This is a genomic window from Pseudomonas sp. FP2254, from assembly GCF_030687695.1.
Taxonomy (GTDB): Bacteria; Pseudomonadota; Gammaproteobacteria; order Pseudomonadales; family Pseudomonadaceae; genus Aquipseudomonas; species Aquipseudomonas quebecensis.
Map to the genome: position 1 here is coordinate 2,637,270 of NZ_CP117444.1, position 17,713 is coordinate 2,654,982.

The following is a 17,713-nucleotide window of genomic DNA, read 5'->3' on the forward strand; positions in this document are numbered from 1 at the left end:
TCCTGAAAGACGCCGGCGTTCCAATAATTTGGATCCAACTCGACCCGGTCAGGAAAGGTGCCGGTAGGATTTCGGTGTCGCTATCAGGCGATCGGATGACGCAATGAGGCTGTTTTAAGTGGCGACCGGCCGCGTACTGTGACCCGTCATTGAGAAATGATGATCGCCTGACCTTCTGGTCAGCACGTCTGAATGTCGATCACAGAGAATAAAAAAAACGATGAATAGCCTGAGTTCCAAGGATTCGAACGGCCAGCTGGCGCAAGGCTTCAAGCCGCGGCATGTCACCATGCTCTCCATTGCAGGCATTATCGGCGCTGGGTTGTTCGTAGGGTCCGGGCATGCAATCGCGGCTGCGGGCCCGGCGGTGATGCTGGCGTATTTCTTTTCCGGCCTGTTGGTAGTGCTGGTCATGCGCATGCTGGGGGAAATGGCGGTGGCCAACCCGGACACTGGCTCTTTCTCCACCTATGCCGACCAGGCCATCGGCCGCTGGGCCGGGTTTACGATCGGTTGGCTGTACTGGTGGTTCTGGGTGTTGGTAATCCCCATCGAAGCCCTGGCCGCCGGGCATATTTTGAACCAGTGGTTCCCGCAGATCGACGCTTGGCTGTTCGCCTTGTTGTCGATCTTTCTGTTGGTGGTCACCAATTTGTTCAGTGTCTCCAAGTACGGCGAATTCGAGTTCTGGTTTGCCATGGCCAAGGTCGTCGCAATCATCGGCTTTATCGGTCTCGGAGGCGCGGTATTGATGGGCTGGATTCCAGAGCACGAAGCCAGCGGTTTGAGTCGATTGATGCAAGAACATGGCGGTTTCGCGCCCAATGGCCTTTCAGCAGTGGTCGGCGCGTTCATTACCATCATGTTCAGCTTTATCGGGACGGAAGCCGTCACCATCGCGGCGGCGGAGTCCGATAATCCCGCGCAGAACATTGCCCGCGCCACCCGTTCGGTGATGTGGCGAATCGGCGTGTTCTATGTGCTGTCGATCTTCGTGGTGATTTCCGTCGTGCCGTGGAATGACCCGCTGCTGGCTTCGGTAGGTTCCTATCAACGGGCGCTGGAATTGATGAATATTCCCCACGCCAAATTGCTGGTGGATGGGGTGGTGCTGATCGCCGTGGCCAGTTGCATGAACTCTTCCATCTACATCGCTTCGCGCATGTTGTATTCCTTGGGCAAGCGCGGGGATGCGCCGACGCTGATGAAACGCACGTCCGCAGCCAGTGTGCCCAGGGCCGCAGTGATCGCCAGCACCGTGCTGGGGGCTGGCGTGACGTTGCTCAGCTACTTCATGCCGGCCGGGCTGTTCCAGTTTCTGTTGGCCAGTTCCGGAGCTATCGCGTTGTTGGTGTACCTGGTCATCGCCGTTTCGCAACTGCGTATGCGCAAGGTCATGCAGCGTCGCAAGGTCACACTGACGTTCAAAATGTGGCTGTTTCCGTGGCTCACCTGGCTGGTCATCGCATTCATCTGCGCTGCGCTGGGCGTGATGCTGTTGACGCCCGAGCATCGCCTTGAGGTGTCATCTACGATCGGGCTGGCGTTGCTGATTGCGCTGGTGGGTGTGGTCACTGCACGCCAAGCTGCGCCAGTAGGCGGGGCGCTGCCCGTGGTGTCGCCACCATGAGCGCGCGGCCTGTTACCTGCGTCCTGTTTGTGCTGCTGGATCAGTTCACGCTGATCTCATTGGCGTCTGCGGTAGAGCCGCTGCGCATGGCCAACCAACTGTCGGGGCAGGAGCTCTATCGTTGGTACACCGCCAGTATTGATGGCGCGCCCATTTGGGCCAGCGATGGCGTGCCTATCACGCCCGACAGTGCCGTCGGCACCGCGCCGTCGGCCGACAGCGTTCTTGTGTGCGGCGGCACGGGCATTCAAAACACGGTGACCCCCGAGCTGGTCAAGTGGCTGCGCACACAAGCGCGCTACGCCAAACGCCTGGGCGGCATTTGTACCGGCAGTTGGGTATTGGCTCGAGCGGGACTGTTGGACGGTTTCGAATGCAGCGTCCACTGGGAATGGTTGGCGGCCATGCAAGAGGCTTTTCCGCGCGTGACCGTCAGCCCGAGCCTGTTTACCCTCGACCGGGATCGGCTCACCAGTTCCGGCGGAACCGCGCCGATGGACATGATGCTGCAACTGATCGGCCTCGATCACGGGTACGAACTCTCAGCGGCGATTTCGGACATGTTCGTCTACGAGCGCATGCGCAATGAGCAAGACCATCAGCGCATCCCCCTCAAGCACATGCTGGGCACCCAGCAACCCAAGTTGCAGGAAATCGTGACGCTGATGGAGGCGAATCTGGAGGAGCCGCTCGAGCTGGACCATCTTGCGCAGTATGTAGACCTTTCCCGTCGACAGCTTGAGCGCATGTTCCAGAAGTATTTGCACTGCTCACCCTCACGCTATTACCTGCGGCTGCGGTTGATTCGGGCTCGCCAGTTGCTCAAGCAGACGCCGATCTCAATCGTCGAGCTGGCGTTGCTCTGTGGCTTTGTGTCCACACCGCACTTTTCCAAATGTTATCGAGAGTATTTCGGCGTACCGCCCAGCGATGAACGTCTGGCGAACCCTGAACGAGCGATCGTGCAAAAGCCGGTCATCAGCGTCACGCGCACGCCGATGCCCATGAGTGTGTTGGAGCACGCGCGCACCGAGGCGACCTTTGGCAGCGTGAGAAACCTCAAAGGCTGAATCAGCGCTTTTTGCCTCACCAACCTTGGCGTTCACGAGGCTTTGCACCGTTCGTCCAGAGCCCGGCACTCGCCGTTGCATGCCGCCTCTGATGGGTAGGCGCGGATATTCCGTGGCTCAGTCATCAACGGAGAACCAGCATGGAAATCGATGAGAACGCACCGGGCAATCTTTCACAGCAGGCCGTGACGCGGGGCACCGACAACGAGACCGGGCACGACCCGCGTAAGGGCGACGACGCAGTGCCATTGCCACCGGATGACGAGGCTCCGCTGGAGGAGGACATGTCGGATGTCGACGCGGCTGATTCGGTTGCCAGTGAGCACCCGGACAACTGATGTGTCATGTGCGGGGAGGGCGCCCGCTTGCTCCCCGCAATGGCTATCGCTGTCTAGAAGCGCCAATCCTCAGCATTGATCACCTGGCAGAACGGCCCATGCAATGTTGCATTGTGGTGGGCTACGATGTCCCTGGCCTGCATCGCTGCTGTGTCCGAGCAGGTGTGCCCGTCAGCGATGAGCACCGCATCGAATCCAAGATCACGCGTGGCGCGGCACGTGCTGTCGACGCAATACTGAGTTTTCATGCCTGTAATCACTACGCCCGTAGCGCCGTGAGCGCGCAAATTGTCCGCCAGGTCGGTCTGGACAAAGGCGTTGGGCCGCTGTTTTTCAAAAACCACCTCTGCACCTGAAAGTATCAGCTCCGGTGCCAGCCTCGTGAGCGGGTTGTCCGGCGCCATCGGCGACTCCGCAGGTCCGACGTGGCGAGCGAGAAAAATCGGAGCGCCCGCGCGGCGAGCTTGCTCCATCAGGCTGTTCAGGGTGTCCAGCAATATGCCGCAACGCCAGGGTTTTTCCGGCCCGTGAACCAGGCCGACTTGGATATCGAGTACCAACAGTGCATACATGGGTGCAGCTCCTTGCATTAACACCAGCAACACAAGGCACAAAAAAGGCCCTGTCCATTGCTGGCGGGCCTTTGAAGTTCGTTGGCTATACGCTCACGACACCTCGTACGCGCCGCTTTCAGCGGTCGTGGTAGGGGTGGTCGAGGTGAGGTAATAATTTGTCATAAAACGACACTAGCAACACAGGCACACGCTGACAAGCCATGATTCGGCTGATTGCACCGACGCAACAGAGCAGCTCAACCAACTGATCCTCAGCTCGCAGCGTATCAACCACCGATCCGTGCGTACCGCTGGACACGCACACCTCGCAGGCTTGGGATCAGTTGCTCGCGGCCATACCCGGTCGGTGAAGTAGCCGGCGCCTGCGGCTATGCCTCGGCATCACGTTTTGCGCTGCGATTGCGCGCCGTCGCAGCCGGCCGGCCTTACTTGTGCAAAATCGCCTGGTGAATATCCTGCAACGCCATGATGCGCTGGGCGGCGTTGAGCTTGATGGCTTCCTTGGGCATGCCGAACACCACGCAGCTGGCCTCGTCCTGGGCTACCGTGGCGGCGCCGGCATCAAGCATTTCCTTGAGGCCGCGGGCGCCGTCGTCGCCCATGCCGGTCATGATGATGCCCGTGGCGTTCTTGCCGGCGAATTTGGCCACCGAGCGAAACAGCACATCCACCGACGGCCGATGGCGGTTGACCAGCGGCCCGTCAATCACCTGAGCGTGATAGTAGGCGCCGCTGCGGGTGACCATCAGGTGTTTGCCGCCGGGGGCAATCAAGGCCAGGCCCGGGAGAATACGGTCGTTGTTGCGCGCTTCACGCACTTCGATCTGGCACACGCCGTTGAGGCGTTCGGCGAAGGAAGCGGTGAACTTCTCAGGCATGTGCTGCACGATCACCATGCCCGGGCACACCCTCGGCAGCGCCGTGAGCACCGCTTCCAGGGCCTGGGTGCCGCCCGTGGACGTACCGATGGCGACGATGCGCTCGGTGGTCTGCGCCATGGCCTGGCCGTTGGCGGCGGGCAGGATCGCATCGGCTGTGAGCTTGCCGGCGGGGGCGGGTGCCGGTGTCGGCCTGGCGATGCGCTTGCCCAGGTTCTTGACGTTGGAATTGGCCGCCGCACGAATCGCCGCTACCAACTCGGGGCCGGATTCAATCAGGAAGTTTTTCAGGCCCGTGGTGGGCTTGGTGATGATATCCACCGCGCCGGCCGACAACGCCTGCAGAGAGGTTTCCGCGCCTTTCTGGGTCAGCGATGAACAGATCACCACCGGCGTGGGGCGCTCGCTCATGATTTTGCGCAGAAAGGTGATGCCGTCCATGCGCGGCATCTCCACGTCCAGCACGATCACGTCCGGCCATTCGCGGGCAAGCTTGTCCATGGCGAAAATCGGATCGGAGGCGGCGCCCATGACGTGGATGTCCGGCGTGTCATTGAAAATCGCCAGCAGCACCTGGCGTACCACGGCCGAGTCATCGACCAGCAGCACGCTGATTTTTTTGGTAGGCATGTTTTTCGAGTGTTCCCATTGGTTGGTGCCGGACCCAGACGTTGCCGTTCCACAGGTCGAACATGATCGTGCGATAACCGGTACTGCCCATGTCCTGGGCCGTCAGGTGCAGGTGGTGACGTTCGGCCAGGGCCAATGCGGCGCGGATATTCAGGTTGGCCACGTTGTGGGCCGGCCGTTGGCGCGGCTGCTCGGGGAACATCTCGCCGCCGCCGAACACTTTGACCTGGTAATCCTGCGGCCGTGTACCGTTGGCGCGGGCGTGGCGCAGCAACAGTTCGAGCGCTTCGTCAGCGTACTTGCCATCCAGTGGCTGGTCCGTGCGGTTGCGCGCCGGCAGCATGAAATGACACATGCCGCCGATGCGCCGCTGGGGGTGCCAGAACGTGAACGCCACGCAGGAGCCGAGCAAGGTGCGCAACCGCGTCGGGCAGGTGGCAAAGCTGACTTGGCCAGGGGCGAGTACCACCTCGGCGGCATTGGCGGGCTTTTTCATGGCTTGCGATAGATCGACGGCGCCACCAGCTTCAACGTGTCATTGACGCCGTTGAGGCTTTCGGAGTGGCTGATGATGAAATAGCCGCCGGGTTTGAGCTGCGGCAACAGGCGCGCCACCACCTGGGTCTTGGTTGGCTGGTCGAAATAGATCATCACGTTGCGCAGAAAGATCACATCGAACTCGCCCAGGCCGGGCAGGGGTTCGTTGAGGTTGACCTGAACGAAATTGACCCGGCTGCGCAACGGTTTGTCGATCAGGAACGTACCGTCCTGGCGACCGATGCCCTTGAGGCAGTACTTGACCAGCAGTGGCTGGGGCAGGTTGGCGGCGCGTTCCATGGAGTAGTGCCCGTTTCGTGCCTTGGCCAGCACCTGGGTACTGATGTCCGAACCGACGACTTCCCACGGTGTGGTACCCAGGCTTTCGGCCAGAGTCATCGCCAGGCTGTAGGGTTCTTCACCCGAGGAACTGGCCGCGCTCCACACCCTGAACACTTTGCCGGGCGCGGCCTTGGGCAGCACCTGCTGGCGCAGGAAATCGAAGTGCTTGGGTTCGCGAAAAAAATAGGTTTCGTTGGTGGTCAGCAGGTCCAGCGCTACTTGCAGCTCGCTCTTACGCTGATCGCTCATGATCAGCTTGAAGTACTCGCCATAGCTCTTGAGTTCATAGTGCTTGAGCCGTTTGAACAGGCGGCCGGCCACCAGAGCCTTCTTGGCCGGTGACAGGTTGATACCGGCCGCGCGGTACAGCCAGGATTGAAACTGGCCGAACTCGCGGTCATCGAGCGGGGTGGTATCCGGCATGATCGCGCCTCACCTTGGGTCGAAGTCGAGGGCTGGCACCTGGCCGGCCTCGGCGAGGTTGGACATCTCATCGATGGACAGCACCTTGTCCACCTCCAGCACAATCACAAACTTGCCCTCGACCTTGGCCATGCCGCTGATGAAGTCCGCACGAATCCGCGCGCCGAAGCTGGGCGGTGGCTCGATCTGGGTGGCCGGGATTTCCTGCACGGCGGACACGGTATCCACCAGCAACCCGATATCCTGGGGCAGGCCGTCATCGGTGCTGGCTTCGATGATGATTACGCACGAGCGGCGGGTGATCTCAGAGTTGGGGCGGCCAAAGCGTGCCGACAGGTCCACCACCGGCACCACCGCGCCGCGCAGGTTGATCACGCCGCGCACGAAGGTCGGCATCATTGGCACCACGGTCAGGCTGCCGTACTCGATTATTTCCTTGATCCCCAGAATGCCGATGGCGAACATCTCGCCACCGAGCATAAAAGTCAGGTATTGCGCATCCTCGTCGACCGCGACGGCGGCCTGGCGGGTAGTCATCACTGCGCCCATCTCATTACTCCCTGTGAGCCCGGATCCATGATCTGCGATCAGAAACGGGTGAATTCCGATTCGTCCGGGGCGCTGGCCATGTTGTAGGCGAAGGCCTTGCGTGCCGCCGGTTGCGCCGGGCGTGGCGGCTGGCGAGTCGGCTTGCCGCCGGTGGTGTCGGTGCTGCTGTGTGGGGTGGCTTTGGTCGCGGCGTCGAGCACGAAGAAACTCATGGCCTGTTGCAATTGCTCGGCCTGGCTGCTCATTTCCTCGGCGGTGGCGGCCAGCTCCTCGCTGCTGGAAGCGTTCTGCTGGGTCACCTGATTGAGCTGGGTCATGGCCGTGTTGATCTGCGCCACACCGGCGGCCTGTTCCTCTGACGCCGCGCTGATTTCCTGCACCAGGTCGGAGGTTTTGTTGATGGACGGCACCATCTCGTCGAGCAACTTGCCGGCTTTCTCGGCCATGTCCACGCTGCTGGAGGACAGTTCGCCGATTTCCTGGGCCGCCACCTGACTGCGTTCGGCCAGCTTGCGCACTTCAGCGGCGACCACGGCGAAGCCTTTGCCGTGCTCGCCGGCCCGCGCGGCCTCGATCGCGGCGTTGAGCGCGAGCAGATTGGTCTGGTAGGCAATGTCATCGATGATGCTGATGCGCTGGGCGATTTTCTTCATCGCCACTACGGTCTGCTGCACCGATTCGCCGCCGTCCGTGGCTTCCTTGGCGGCCTTGCTGGCCATGCCGTCGGTGACTTTGGCGTTCTCGGTGTTCTGGTTGATGCTGGCGCTCATCTGTTCGATCGACGCGCTGGTTTCCTCGACGCTGGCAGCCTGTTCGCTGGTGGCCTGGCTCATCGATTGCGCGGTGGCGCTGACTTGCTCGGAGGCGCTGGCCAGGTTGTCGGCGGCGTTACGCACTTCGCCGATGATATGCGCCAGCTTGCCGACCATATTGCGCATGGCGTTGAGCACCATGCCGGTCTCGTCCTTGGCGCCCGGTTCGATCTGGGCATTGAGGTTGCCTTCGGCCAATTGTTCGGCGGCGCTGGCGGCCTGCCGTAACGGGCGGGAAATAATCCGCGCGATAAACAGTGCCAGGCCCAGGCCGATCAACAGCGCAACGATCAGCGCCACGATGATCGACAGACGCGAGCTCTCGTACAGCGCAGAGCCCTTGTCACCGGCAGCGGTGGCGCCGGCATCGTTGAGCTCGACCATCGTCTGCAGGCGTGTTGTCACTTCATCGAAGTGCGTTTTGGACTCGCCCCGCAGCAACCCGCGCGCCTGGGTTTCCTGATTGGCCCGGGACAATTCAAGCACCTGCTTGCTGGTGGCCAGGTAGGCGGCCCAGCCGGTTTTCACGCTGTCCAGCAACTGGCGGTCTTCATCGTTGGACAGCAGTTGCTCGTAGGTGCCCATGCGGGTTTCGAACTGCTGGCGCGCCTCGGCGGCTTCGCGCTCGGCCAGGGCTTTTTCCTCCGGAACCTCGGTACCGAGGTGGCGGTTTTCCTTCAACCGGTAGTTGGCTGCAAAAAAGCGCATACCCGCCGCCGCGCGCATCGACGGCATCCAGTTGCCGCGGATGTCCTGGGCAGCCTGGTTGACCGCTCCAAGCTGGATGATGGCGAAGGCGCCCATGGCCGCAGTGAGCGCCAGGACCACCAGGAATGAGCTGATCAGCTTGGTGGAAATCTTAAGATCGTAAAACCATTTCATTGCGGAACCTCCATGGAATTGCAAATACGTCAGCGAGCGACGACCAGTGGCGACTGTGGTGCCTGGGCTGTGCGGGCTTCCATTTGTACGAGTTGGTTGAGCAGAGCCGGTACATCCAGGATCAGGGCCACGGCCCCGCTGCCCAGGATGGTCGAGCCGCTGATGCCGCGCAGTGCGCCGAACAGCTTGCCCAAAGGTTTGATCACGGTCTGGAACTCGCCGAGCAGGTCATCTACCACCAGCCCGGCCTTGTGCTCGGCATAGCGCACCACCACCACGTTCTGGCGTCGGGCGACCGGACCTTCGTGGTTGAAGTGATCACGCAGATGCACCAGCGGCAGCACCTCGCCACGCAGGTCCAGATAACCCTGGTCGCGGCTGGACTGGCGCTGGTGCTCATCCAGTTCGATGCATTCCTGGACCATGTCCAGGGGAATCACATAGGTGGCGTGGTCGATGCCCACCAGGAAGCCATTGATGATCGCCAGGGTCAGCGGCAGGCGAATCCGCACTACCGTGCCCTGACCTGGGCGGCTGTCCAGGTCGACGGTGCCTCGCAGCAGGGTGATGTTGCGCTTGACCACGTCCATGCCGACGCCACGCCCGGACAGATTGGTCACGGCTTCGGCGGTGGAGAAGCCCGCTTCGAAGATCAGGTTGTAGATCTCCTGATCGGAAAGCACCGCGCCGCTGGCCACCAGCCCGCGCTCCTGGGCTTTTTCCAGGATGCGTTCGCGGTTGAGCCCGGCACCGTCGTCGGCGATTTCGATGACGATGCTGCCGGAATCGTGATAGGCATTGAGGCTCAGGTGGCCCTTGCTCGACTTGCCCGCCGCCCGCCGTGCTTCGGCGCTTTCGATACCGTGATCCATGGCGTTGCGCAGCAGGTGCATCAACGGGTCGCCGATCTTCTCCACCACTGTCTTGTCCAGCTCGGTGTCCGCGCCGCTGATCAGCAGGTCGATGTCCTTGCCCAGTTCCTGGCTGACGTCGCGCACCACGCGGCGGAAGCGGTTGAAGGTGTCGCCGATGGGGATCATGCGCAGGTGCAGGGCGCCATCGAGGATTTCTTCCACCAGCCCCGACACCGTCGATGTGGCCTCGTGCAGGGGGTCGTTGTTGCAGGAGCGCGCCAACAGGCTCGCGCCGGCGCTGGCGATCACCAGTTCGCCCACCAGATTGATCAACTCATCAAGCTTGTCGGCGTTGACCCGCACATAGTTGCCATCCCGGGGTTTGGCGTCGCTGGTCGTCGCCACGCGCTGGGGCGGCGCGCTCATGGTGCCTTGTTCGGGCTGAGTGACCAGTTCAGTGCTGCTGCTCGCTGTGGCGTCGAGGCCTTCATCGACGGCTGTGATGACGACTTCACACTCGTCCCGTACAAAGTCGAACACTTCGTTGAGGGTAGCGTGGCCGGCAGTCGAACGCAGGTCGATCTCAAAGTCCAGGTAGCAGCTTTCCGGGTCCCAGTTGTCCAGCGCGGGGAGGCGGTCGGTGAGGGTGGTGACCTGCACGATTTGCCCCAGCGTTTCGAGGTAGCGCAGGAACGACAGCGGGTCCATGCCGTTGCGGAACACGTCCACGCCGAAGCGCAGAGAAATATGCCAGAGCACGTCGGCCGTCGTGGCGTCGTCCACTTCAGCGGATGCGTCGTCGGTCGTGGCGGCGTGCAGCGGGTGGTAGACCCCCAGCGCCTCGCGCAATGCCTCGCCGCGCTCCAATGCGTCCGGTGTCAGTGCCTCACCGCGACTGGCAACCACGTCGATCAGTTCGAGCATGTGGTCGCCGCACTTGAGCAGCAGGGCGATCAAGGCGGCGTCCACCGCAATATCGCCGTCGCGCAGGCGGTCGAGTACGTCTTCGACGATATGCGTGAACCCCACGATCGGCGCCAGGCCGAACAGCCCGGCGGAGCCTTTGATAGTGTGCGCGGCGCGGAATATTGCGCCGATGGCGTCCTGATCGTCGGGCTCGTTCTCCAGTTGCAGCAGGGATTGCTCCATGGCCTGCAACAGTTCACGGGCCTCTACGATGAAGGTCTGCTGTGCCTGATCGAGATTGATGCTCACCTGGACTTTCCTTGTCGATCAATAAAACGGTGGCGCCGCCTACAACGCGGCGCCGCGACAGAGTTGCAGTGTGTGCGTGACGGCCTGGCTCTGACCGGTCAGGCTCAGCGCGATGCCGTTGAGGCCGGCTTCACGCTCGATCACCGCGAGCAGTTGCAGGCCGGCGCCATCCATCTCGGTGACCTGCGAAAGGTCTAGCTCAAGGCGGGCGGCGGTGCCAACCTGCGGCAGCAGGGCGGCGGCCAGCTCGGCGACGGTATAGATCGTCAGCTCGCCTTCAATGCCCACGCGAGCCGTGTCGTCAGTGGTTTCGTGGGTGATGGACATGGCAGCCTCCCCGGATCACGGCAGAATCAGCTTTGACACCGCCGCCAGCATCTGCGCGGGCTGGAACGGCTTGACCACCCACGCTTTGGCGCCTGCGGCCTGGCCCTCGGCCTTTTTTGATTCCTGGGACTCGGTGGTCAGCATGATGATCGGCGTGAACTTGTAGTTGGCCAGCTTCTTCACTTCTTTGACGAAGGTGATGCCGTCCATATTGGGCATGTTCACGTCGCTGATGATCAGGTGCACCTTCTGCCCATTGAGTTTGCCCAGGGCGTCCTTGCCGTCGCTGGCCTCGATCACGTCGTAACCCGCGCTTTTCAGGGCGATACCGACCACTTGCCGCACGCTGCTGGAGTCGTCGACCACTAATACACTTTTCGCCATGATGGGCTCCTAAAAGAAAGTGATGTCTTGGGAATTCTGCTGCGCGGCGGCGTTGCCGTGGTGCGTGCGCCGCTGCTCGTCGGTGGCGTAGGTGGCCTCCATGCTTGCCAGCCACTGTCGGGCGTCGATGCTCACCGCCTGGTCCGGTGCCTGTTTGGCCTGGTGCAAGTGGTCGTGCAACGCGTTCATGTTGTCGCGCACGTGGCTGAGGATCTGGCTGACCCGGTCCTGGAACTGCAGGTTGACCAGCACGTCGGTCATCTCGTCGCGGATGCCGTAGCTTTCCTGCTTGAGCAGGTCGGCGGATTGGGCCAGGCGCCCGGTGATGTTCTGGAAACGTTCAAGCACCAGCTGGATGCTTTGCTCGGACGCGCCCACCGAATGGCTGTCCTGGTCAGCGCTGGTGGAGGCGGCCTGCACGAGTTGGGTAATGGCGTTGTTGATGATGTCGACCTTGGCGGACATCTGCTGGCCTGTCTCGCTGGATTTGCTCGACAGGCTACGCACCGCATCGGCCACCACCGCAAAGCCGCGCCCGGCTTCACCGGCACGTGCCGCTTCGATTGCGGCGTTCAAGGCCAATAGATTGGTCTGCGCGGCAATGGCGGCAACGTCGGCGGCCATGGTGCGCAATTCGCCGGTGTAGGCGGTGAGGCTGCGCACTTGCGCCAGGGTCTGGTCGCGGCTTGATTGAGTGGCCTTGAGCGAGTCGATCACCTGGCTCAGTTCGCTGTCGCTGCGCGCCAGTACCTTAAGGGCGCCGTCGGCGGCCTGCCCATCCAGTTCACCGGCGGCGTGCTGCGAAGCCTGGACGGTTTCCTGCAAGCGTGCGGCGATCCCGGTGAAACGATTGGCCAGGCTCACAATGGCTTCTTCGGTTTGCTGGCGTGAACTTTCTACCTGCTTGGCCCAGATCGGCATGGCGCCCAGCAACACCTCGTCGAGCTGCGCCCGCGACGCCTTGCCGGCGTGTGCCGCCTCGGCCTCGGCCTGCTCGGCCAGTGCGTCGGCAGTCAACCGCAACAGCGCATCGCGCTGGGCTTTCGCGCTCCAGGCGCACGCGCCGAGGCCGATCAGCAACAGCGCCGAACAAGCAGCCAGGTTGGCGGGGGAGGTTGACTGGAAAAGTATCCAGATCACGGCGGGGACCACCGGAATGAAAGCGAACCAACGAAAACGCGGATGACCGGGAAGAGGGGTACGACTGGATTGGCGCGGGGTCATGAGTTCGATCCTTGAACAGTACTGCGGATGTAATCAACATAGGGGTTATCTGCCCTATGTGCCGCAACTTTAGGCGCTGCAGCATGCCTTCCGTCTGGTTTATTACCAGCAGGTGACGAAGGGCTGTGTCAAAAGGCCACTATCGCACTCTAGTCGAAGCAGACACGCTTGCGCCAATTGAATGGCGAGGTTTTCAATCGGCTTGGCTTTATGATGAGCTTACGTTCATGCAATGCCCTTTTAATGGCTGGATGGATACTGCCCCGATGAAAGACCTGCCACCCACCGCAACACTCCGCGCTTTTGAAGTCGCCACCCGCCACCCGACCTTTACGGCCGCCGCGCAGGAACTCCATGTGACCCAGAGCGCGGTCAGTCACCAGCTCAGGCACCTTGAGGCGCTGTGGGGGTTGCAGTTGTTCGAGCGGGGCAAGGCGTTACGCCTCACGGCCGCGGGGGCTACGCTGGCGCCTATCGTGCGCGAGTTTTTCATCAGCCTGGAGGCGACGTTGTGCGACCTGCGCGAGCAGAAGGGCCGGGTCCGACTCAGCGTGAGCACCACCTATTCGTTTGCCCTGAAGTGGCTGCTTCCACGCCTGCCGAACCTCGCTCGCCAGCACCCCGAGCTGCTGGTGTCGTTGGACACCACGGACACCATCATTCACTTCTACAACGCACAGGCCGATGTCGCGATCAGACTGGGCAAGGGCAGTTACCCCGGCCTGCATTCGGAGTTCCTGTTCGGGGAGCAGGTATTTCCCGTGGCCAGTCCCGACTTGCTGAGGCGCATCGGAACACCGCAAAGCCCCGCCGAGTTGTTGCAGTTCCCGCTGCTGGCCCGGGATGGTGCAGAGCTGGCGCCCAAATGGGAGGTGTGGTTCGAGGCCCTGGGGCTGGTGTATCTGCCGCTCAGGGAAAGCGTCAGGTTCGGCGATACCAACATGACGGTCGAGGCGGCATTGCTCGGCCAGGGTGTGGCCTTGGTGCGCAGCGGGCATGTCGAGAAGGAAATCAGCGATGGCCGTCTGGTGCGGCTGTTCGATGTGCATTTTCCATCGCCGCTGGCTTATTACTTTGTTTGCCCCAAGGGCGTCGAAACGCTGCCGCATATCGTCAGCTTTCGCCGCTGGTTGCTCAGTGAGGCGCTGAAAGTGCGAGAGGTAGAGGAGCCAATGATGAGTGTTCATTCATACCGCGATGAGGAGACTTCTCTGTAGTCCCGCCGCCGACGTACCTAGAATGGGGCATGCCTATTCATCTGGTCTGCCTCGTCCTTTTCGCCGCGCTCCTGCATGCCAGTTGGAACGCACTCCTGCGCAGTGGTGCCGATCGGCTGTGGTCGATGACGGTGATGTGCATGGCTATTGCCATCACCTGCACCGTCGCTGCGGCGTTCATGCTGCCGCCTGCGGTTGAAAGTTGGGGCTACGCGCTGCTGTCGGGGTTGCTGCATGTGGGCTACAACCTGTTTCTGGTGCGCAGTTATCGGGTCGGTGACCTGGGGCAGGTCTATCCGATTTCGCGTGGTTCGTCGCCGGTATTGATCACCCTGGGGGCCGCCTTCTTTGCCGGAGAAAGTATCGCGCCTGGCCAACTGCTCGGTATCGCGCTGGTGTCGGGTGGGATTATTTCGCTGGCCTTCAGAGGGCGCAGTCTCTCGGTGCCCAGCCTGCCCTATGCGCTGGGCACGGGCTGCTTTATTGCGGCCTACAGCGTTGTCGATGGCATCGGCGCCAGGCTCTCGGGCGCGCCGCTTGCCTATACGGTGTGGATGAGCGCTTTGTGGGGCGTACTGATGCCGCTGGTCTACATCGGTCTGCGCGACGCTCGCAGCTTATTCTGCGTGCGGCCCGGAACAGTCACCGCGTTGGTCGGCGGCCTGGTCTCTTTGCTTGCCTACGCAATGGTCATCTACGCCATGAACGAAGCGCCTTTGGGCGCGGTGTCCGCATTGCGCGAAACCAGCGTGCTGTTCGCGGCGCTGATCGGCTATGGGTTCCTCGGCGAGCCGCTCACCGCGCGCCGGATTCTGGCGTGCGTCGTGATCGCCAGCGGCGCCATCATCATCGGCTGACAAGGCCAACACTCACAGGGAGATACACCATGATCACTGATTCGCAGGCACCGCTGATTCTGATCACCGGCGGCAGTCGTGGAGTGGGCGCCGCCACCGCTCGGCTGGCGGCCAAAAGAGGGTATGACGTCGCGATCAGCTACGTCAGCAACGAGGCTGCGGCGCTGGCGGTGGTCGCGGATGTCGAAGCAGCGGGACGCAAAGCACTGGCCATACGCGCCGACAGTGCAGACCCGCAACAGGTTGCCGATCTGTTCACGGCCATTGATCGCCGGTTCGGGCGCATCGACGTACTGGTCAACAACGCCGGGGTACTGGCGCTTCAGTCACGCCTGGAAGACCTCGACTTCGCACGCATGCAGCGCATCTTCGCAGTCAATGCCATCGGGCCGATACTGTGTGCCCAGCAAGCGGTGAAACGCATGGCCTACCGTCATAACGGCCCGGGCGGTGTAGTGATCAACGTTTCCTCGACATCGGCCCGCCTTGGCAGTCCTAATGAATACGTGGACTACGCGGCGTCAAAGGGCGCCCTGGAAACGTTTACCATCGGGTTTGCAAAGGAGGTGGCCCGTGAAGGCATCCGTGTTAACTGCATTCGCCCCGGGCATATCTATACCGACATGCACGCCAGCGGCGGTGAGCCCGGGCGCGTGGACCGCGTCAAGGATTCGATCCCCATGGGGCGGGGCGGTCAGCCGGAAGAGGTGGCGCAGGCCATTCTATGGCTGGCAGGCGCGGAGGCTTCATTCGTTACCGGCACCTTTCTCGATGTGACGGGCGGGAAATAGGTCGCCAGCCACCGCGCTGGCGGACCTGGCCAGTAGTCGGTTGCCCAACACCTTTCAAAGGAACCGTCTTGCTGACGTCTGTGTCCATTTGCTGTAGCCACGGATCAGTACTGATGCCCCGAGCTACCTGGCCGTCATGGAGCAAATGAGCGCATATGTTTGAACACCTCGACCTCAACCACCTGCTGGCCACCTATGGTTACTGGGCGATTTTTATCGGTTGTCTGCTAGAAGGCGAAACGATCCTCATCCTGGGCGGCGTGGCCGCGCATCAGCAGGTGCTCAAGCTGCTGCCCGTGATCGGCTACGCCAGTCTGGCCGGCATGCTCGGGGATCAATTGCTGTTCTGGGCTGGACGCTATTTCGGCGACCGCTTACTGCCGCGCCTGCATAAAAAACAGGCCGCCATCGACAAGGTCACCGCCTTGATCCATCGGCACCCCACGGCGTCGATTTTTTCTGTGCGCTTTCTCTACGGCATGCGTTTGCTGGGGCCCATGGTCATTGGCGCGAGCAGGATTGCACCGCTCAAATTCGCCTGCATCAATGCGGTGGGCGCACTGGTTTGGGCCACGCTGTTTGCCGGCGCAGGCTATTGGGCAGGAGAGTTTTTGCAACGTGCCTTGGGCGATCTGAAACCTTATCGCCTGCCCATTGCACTGGGCGTGGTCGGCGTGGTGGTGGCTGTGGCTCTTATACGCCGTTACCGATCCAAGGGCAGACATTCCAGTCAGGGTTGACTCGCTGCCCCTGGGACTGGCTGTTGCTTATTCTTTTTATGACTAAGCATAAAAAAATTTATTCCTTGTTCGTATTGGTGATCATGCTACCTTGCTTTCACCGGACCGCCGGATGAGTTCAATCCTATTCTTATGGTACGACTATGTCCGGCGCCCGAACCTTACAAAATAGCCTTGAGGCTTTGTCGCATGACGCAGCCCCAGCAGCGATTTTTCACGCCGGCATTATCCGCTTCAATCATATCTCTTGCTTTGCCGTTCCACTTGTAACCGGCAAACCTCTCCCTTGTCAGGCCAACAGCGAAGCGTGCAGTGCAATCGGCGAAGGCTTGGCATTTCTTCTGCACGCCATGTGAATTGTCGTTATCAGGCACTTGCATACCGATAGTCCAACCCATTCTCTTTAGATAACACCCGCTTTGGGGTGAGCCTTGAAGGCTTAATGGTTGGGCGCCTGTTCCGAACAAGATCTTTCACGACTAACCACTATGCCTAACTATCTGGATGAAGCTCATCGAGCTGAAATCGTTAAACTCAGCACGACTGTAACCAGTAAAACTGAATGGCCTACCTGGCTTTTGTTAGCTGGGTTCTATATAGCCTGGGCGGCGATTATTTTTTCTGGCGAAGTCCTTGGCGAGGGTTTCACCCTAGTCTTGCTGGTTCCATTGGTTGTGCTTTGGATGTCGATTCAACATGAGCTTATTCACGGTCATCCCACGCGCTGGCCTGCCATTAATAAGGCCTTGGGATTTCTACCGTTTGCCGTGTGGTACCCCTACGACATTTATAGGGACACACACTTGGCGCATCACAACGACGACGTTCTTACATTGCCAGGCCTGGATCCGGAAAGTCGTTATGTCACCGCTGCTGTTTGGTTGCGCTCGCCTCGGTATATCAGAATGTTGTTATGGGCAAACAAGACCCTGGGCGGTCGTTTGCTGATGGGCGCGCCGTTGGCGGTAGTAAGTTTGGTGGGCAGTCAGACAGCACAATTGTTTCACCCCGGGCGAATGGCTTGGCGCATGTGGGCCGCTCATATATTGAGTGTTGGCCTAATACTGGCCGTGGTCGAAGAGTACAGCGCGATCAGTGCCATCCAGTACCTATTCCTGGTGTCGCTGCCGGCCTTATCGATCGCGATGATCAGGTCCTTTTACGAACATCGTCCGTCAACGCTTGCGGAACACCGCACGGTGATCAACGAATCGACAGGGTTGTTGAGTTGGCTGTTCCTTAATCTCAATCTTCACTTGGTTCATCACGATCTCCCCGGTTTGCCCTGGTTTTACTTACCCCGGGTGTATAGAGCCAGGCGTGAACAATGGATTGCACGAAACAATGGTTATGTCATTCATGGGTACTTCCGGTTATTGCAGAAGTATCTGATCAGCCCCGTGGATTGTCCCCGCCATCCTGCCGAGCACTAACACTA

19 protein-coding genes are annotated in these 17,713 nt (G+C 60.9%); 8 read left to right on the top strand and 11 right to left on the bottom strand.

What is annotated here, in order from left to right:
- Positions 1-220 precede the first annotated feature (220 nt).
- From gabP to PSH94_RS12125, 3 genes are all read left to right on the top strand, one after another.
- Positions 221-1,630: a GABA permease gene (gene gabP, locus PSH94_RS12115; protein WP_253507463.1), complete on the top strand. Its 1,410-nt coding sequence runs from the start codon at positions 221-223 to the stop codon at positions 1,628-1,630.
- Positions 1,627-2,700, top strand: a complete 1,074-nt coding sequence (locus PSH94_RS12120) for a GlxA family transcriptional regulator (protein WP_181079530.1) — start codon at positions 1,627-1,629, stop codon at positions 2,698-2,700. Before gabP ends, PSH94_RS12120 begins: the two co-directional genes overlap by 4 nt.
- Positions 2,701-2,840: 140 nt before the next feature.
- A complete protein-coding gene (locus tag PSH94_RS12125; protein WP_181079529.1) occupies positions 2,841-3,038 on the top strand; it encodes a hypothetical protein in 198 nt (65 codons plus the stop codon).
- A 53-nt stretch (positions 3,039-3,091) separates the two neighbouring features.
- Here the strand turns inward: PSH94_RS12125 and PSH94_RS12130 are convergent, their stop codons facing one another.
- The 10 genes from PSH94_RS12130 to PSH94_RS12175 all read right to left on the bottom strand — a co-directional run bounded on the left by PSH94_RS12130 (position 3,092) and on the right by PSH94_RS12175 (position 12,670).
- Complete coding sequence (locus PSH94_RS12130; protein ID WP_305437598.1) at positions 3,092-3,610, bottom strand: isochorismatase family protein; 519 nt, start codon at positions 3,608-3,610, stop codon at positions 3,092-3,094.
- A gap of 428 nt (positions 3,611-4,038) precedes the next feature.
- Entirely contained in the window at positions 4,039-5,121 is a 1,083-nt protein-coding gene (locus PSH94_RS12135) for a chemotaxis response regulator protein-glutamate methylesterase (protein ID WP_181079527.1), read from the bottom strand.
- Positions 5,084-5,617, bottom strand: coding sequence for a chemoreceptor glutamine deamidase CheD (gene cheD, locus PSH94_RS12140; RefSeq protein WP_181079526.1), 534 nt, complete (start codon positions 5,615-5,617; stop codon positions 5,084-5,086). The genes PSH94_RS12135 and cheD overlap by 38 nt, the downstream gene beginning before the upstream one ends.
- Entirely contained in the window at positions 5,614-6,423 is an 810-nt protein-coding gene (locus PSH94_RS12145) for a protein-glutamate O-methyltransferase CheR (RefSeq protein WP_181079525.1), read from the bottom strand. Before PSH94_RS12145 ends, cheD begins: the two co-directional genes overlap by 4 nt.
- A gap of 9 nt (positions 6,424-6,432) precedes the next feature.
- Entirely contained in the window at positions 6,433-6,972 is a 540-nt protein-coding gene (locus tag PSH94_RS12150) for a chemotaxis protein CheW (RefSeq protein WP_181079524.1), read from the bottom strand.
- 38 nt (positions 6,973-7,010) lie between these two features.
- Positions 7,011-8,666, bottom strand: a complete 1,656-nt coding sequence (locus PSH94_RS12155; protein ID WP_181079523.1) for a methyl-accepting chemotaxis protein — start codon at positions 8,664-8,666, stop codon at positions 7,011-7,013.
- 29 nt (positions 8,667-8,695) lie between these two features.
- Complete coding sequence (locus PSH94_RS12160) at positions 8,696-10,735, bottom strand: chemotaxis protein CheA (protein ID WP_305437599.1); 2,040 nt, start codon at positions 10,733-10,735, stop codon at positions 8,696-8,698.
- 39 nt (positions 10,736-10,774) lie between these two features.
- Positions 10,775-11,062: a lipid asymmetry maintenance protein MlaB gene (locus tag PSH94_RS12165; protein ID WP_305437600.1), complete on the bottom strand. Its 288-nt coding sequence runs from the start codon at positions 11,060-11,062 to the stop codon at positions 10,775-10,777.
- 15 nt (positions 11,063-11,077) lie between these two features.
- The gene (locus PSH94_RS12170) at positions 11,078-11,446 is read right to left on the bottom strand and encodes a response regulator (protein ID WP_034097651.1); all 369 of its coding nucleotides are present in this window, start codon (positions 11,444-11,446) and stop codon (positions 11,078-11,080) included.
- Between the two features lie 9 nt (positions 11,447-11,455).
- Positions 11,456-12,670 (bottom strand): methyl-accepting chemotaxis protein, encoded by a 1,215-nt coding sequence (locus PSH94_RS12175; protein ID WP_305437601.1) that lies wholly within the window; start codon positions 12,668-12,670, stop codon positions 11,456-11,458.
- 266 nt (positions 12,671-12,936) lie between these two features.
- Between PSH94_RS12175 and gcvA the strand changes: the two genes are divergently transcribed.
- From gcvA to PSH94_RS12195, 4 genes are all read left to right on the top strand, one after another.
- Positions 12,937-13,887, top strand: a complete 951-nt coding sequence (gene gcvA, locus PSH94_RS12180; protein ID WP_305437602.1) for a transcriptional regulator GcvA — start codon at positions 12,937-12,939, stop codon at positions 13,885-13,887.
- Between the two features lie 29 nt (positions 13,888-13,916).
- Positions 13,917-14,744 carry a DMT family transporter gene (locus tag PSH94_RS12185; protein ID WP_181079518.1) on the top strand — a complete coding sequence of 276 codons (828 nt, stop codon included), beginning with the start codon at positions 13,917-13,919 and terminating at the stop codon, positions 14,742-14,744.
- A gap of 29 nt (positions 14,745-14,773) precedes the next feature.
- The gene (locus PSH94_RS12190) at positions 14,774-15,535 is read left to right on the top strand and encodes an SDR family oxidoreductase (RefSeq protein WP_305437603.1); all 762 of its coding nucleotides are present in this window, start codon (positions 14,774-14,776) and stop codon (positions 15,533-15,535) included.
- A 155-nt stretch (positions 15,536-15,690) separates the two neighbouring features.
- Positions 15,691-16,275 carry a DedA family protein gene (locus PSH94_RS12195; RefSeq protein ID WP_181079516.1) on the top strand — a complete coding sequence of 195 codons (585 nt, stop codon included), beginning with the start codon at positions 15,691-15,693 and terminating at the stop codon, positions 16,273-16,275.
- A 161-nt stretch (positions 16,276-16,436) separates the two neighbouring features.
- Here the strand turns inward: PSH94_RS12195 and PSH94_RS12200 are convergent, their stop codons facing one another.
- Positions 16,437-16,655 (bottom strand): hypothetical protein, encoded by a 219-nt coding sequence (locus PSH94_RS12200; RefSeq protein ID WP_305437604.1) that lies wholly within the window; start codon positions 16,653-16,655, stop codon positions 16,437-16,439.
- Positions 16,656-16,763: 108 nt separating this feature from the next.
- Between PSH94_RS12200 and PSH94_RS12205 the strand changes: the two genes are divergently transcribed.
- Positions 16,764-17,708 carry a fatty acid desaturase gene (locus tag PSH94_RS12205; protein WP_181079514.1) on the top strand — a complete coding sequence of 315 codons (945 nt, stop codon included), beginning with the start codon at positions 16,764-16,766 and terminating at the stop codon, positions 17,706-17,708.
- The last annotated feature ends 5 nt before the right edge of the window (positions 17,709-17,713 follow it).

Coding starts and splice junctions, on each gene's coding strand:
- PSH94_RS12120 (WP_181079530.1), top strand. CDS start 1,627: ATGAGCGCGCGGCCTGTTACCTGCGTCCTGTTTGTGCTGCTGGATCAG.
- cheD (WP_181079526.1), bottom strand. CDS start 5,617: ATGAAAAAGCCCGCCAATGCCGCCGAGGTGGTACTCGCCCCTGGCCAA.
- PSH94_RS12170 (WP_034097651.1), bottom strand. CDS start 11,446: ATGGCGAAAAGTGTATTAGTGGTCGACGACTCCAGCAGCGTGCGGCAA.
- PSH94_RS12205 (WP_181079514.1), top strand. CDS start 16,764: ATGCCTAACTATCTGGATGAAGCTCATCGAGCTGAAATCGTTAAACTC.
- PSH94_RS12200 (WP_305437604.1), bottom strand. CDS start 16,655: ATGCAAGTGCCTGATAACGACAATTCACATGGCGTGCAGAAGAAATGC.
- PSH94_RS12130 (WP_305437598.1), bottom strand. CDS start 3,610: ATGTATGCACTGTTGGTACTCGATATCCAAGTCGGCCTGGTTCACGGG.
- PSH94_RS12190 (WP_305437603.1), top strand. CDS start 14,774: ATGATCACTGATTCGCAGGCACCGCTGATTCTGATCACCGGCGGCAGT.
- PSH94_RS12165 (WP_305437600.1), bottom strand. CDS start 11,062: ATGTCCATCACCCACGAAACCACTGACGACACGGCTCGCGTGGGCATT.
- PSH94_RS12175 (WP_305437601.1), bottom strand. CDS start 12,670: ATGACCCCGCGCCAATCCAGTCGTACCCCTCTTCCCGGTCATCCGCGT.
- PSH94_RS12145 (WP_181079525.1), bottom strand. CDS start 6,423: ATGCCGGATACCACCCCGCTCGATGACCGCGAGTTCGGCCAGTTTCAA.
- PSH94_RS12125 (WP_181079529.1), top strand. CDS start 2,841: ATGGAAATCGATGAGAACGCACCGGGCAATCTTTCACAGCAGGCCGTG.
- PSH94_RS12155 (WP_181079523.1), bottom strand. CDS start 8,666: ATGAAATGGTTTTACGATCTTAAGATTTCCACCAAGCTGATCAGCTCA.
- gabP (WP_253507463.1), top strand. CDS start 221: ATGAATAGCCTGAGTTCCAAGGATTCGAACGGCCAGCTGGCGCAAGGC.
- PSH94_RS12185 (WP_181079518.1), top strand. CDS start 13,917: ATGCCTATTCATCTGGTCTGCCTCGTCCTTTTCGCCGCGCTCCTGCAT.
- PSH94_RS12195 (WP_181079516.1), top strand. CDS start 15,691: ATGTTTGAACACCTCGACCTCAACCACCTGCTGGCCACCTATGGTTAC.
- PSH94_RS12135 (WP_181079527.1), bottom strand. CDS start 5,121: ATGCCTACCAAAAAAATCAGCGTGCTGCTGGTCGATGACTCGGCCGTG.
- PSH94_RS12150 (WP_181079524.1), bottom strand. CDS start 6,972: ATGGGCGCAGTGATGACTACCCGCCAGGCCGCCGTCGCGGTCGACGAG.
- gcvA (WP_305437602.1), top strand. CDS start 12,937: ATGAAAGACCTGCCACCCACCGCAACACTCCGCGCTTTTGAAGTCGCC.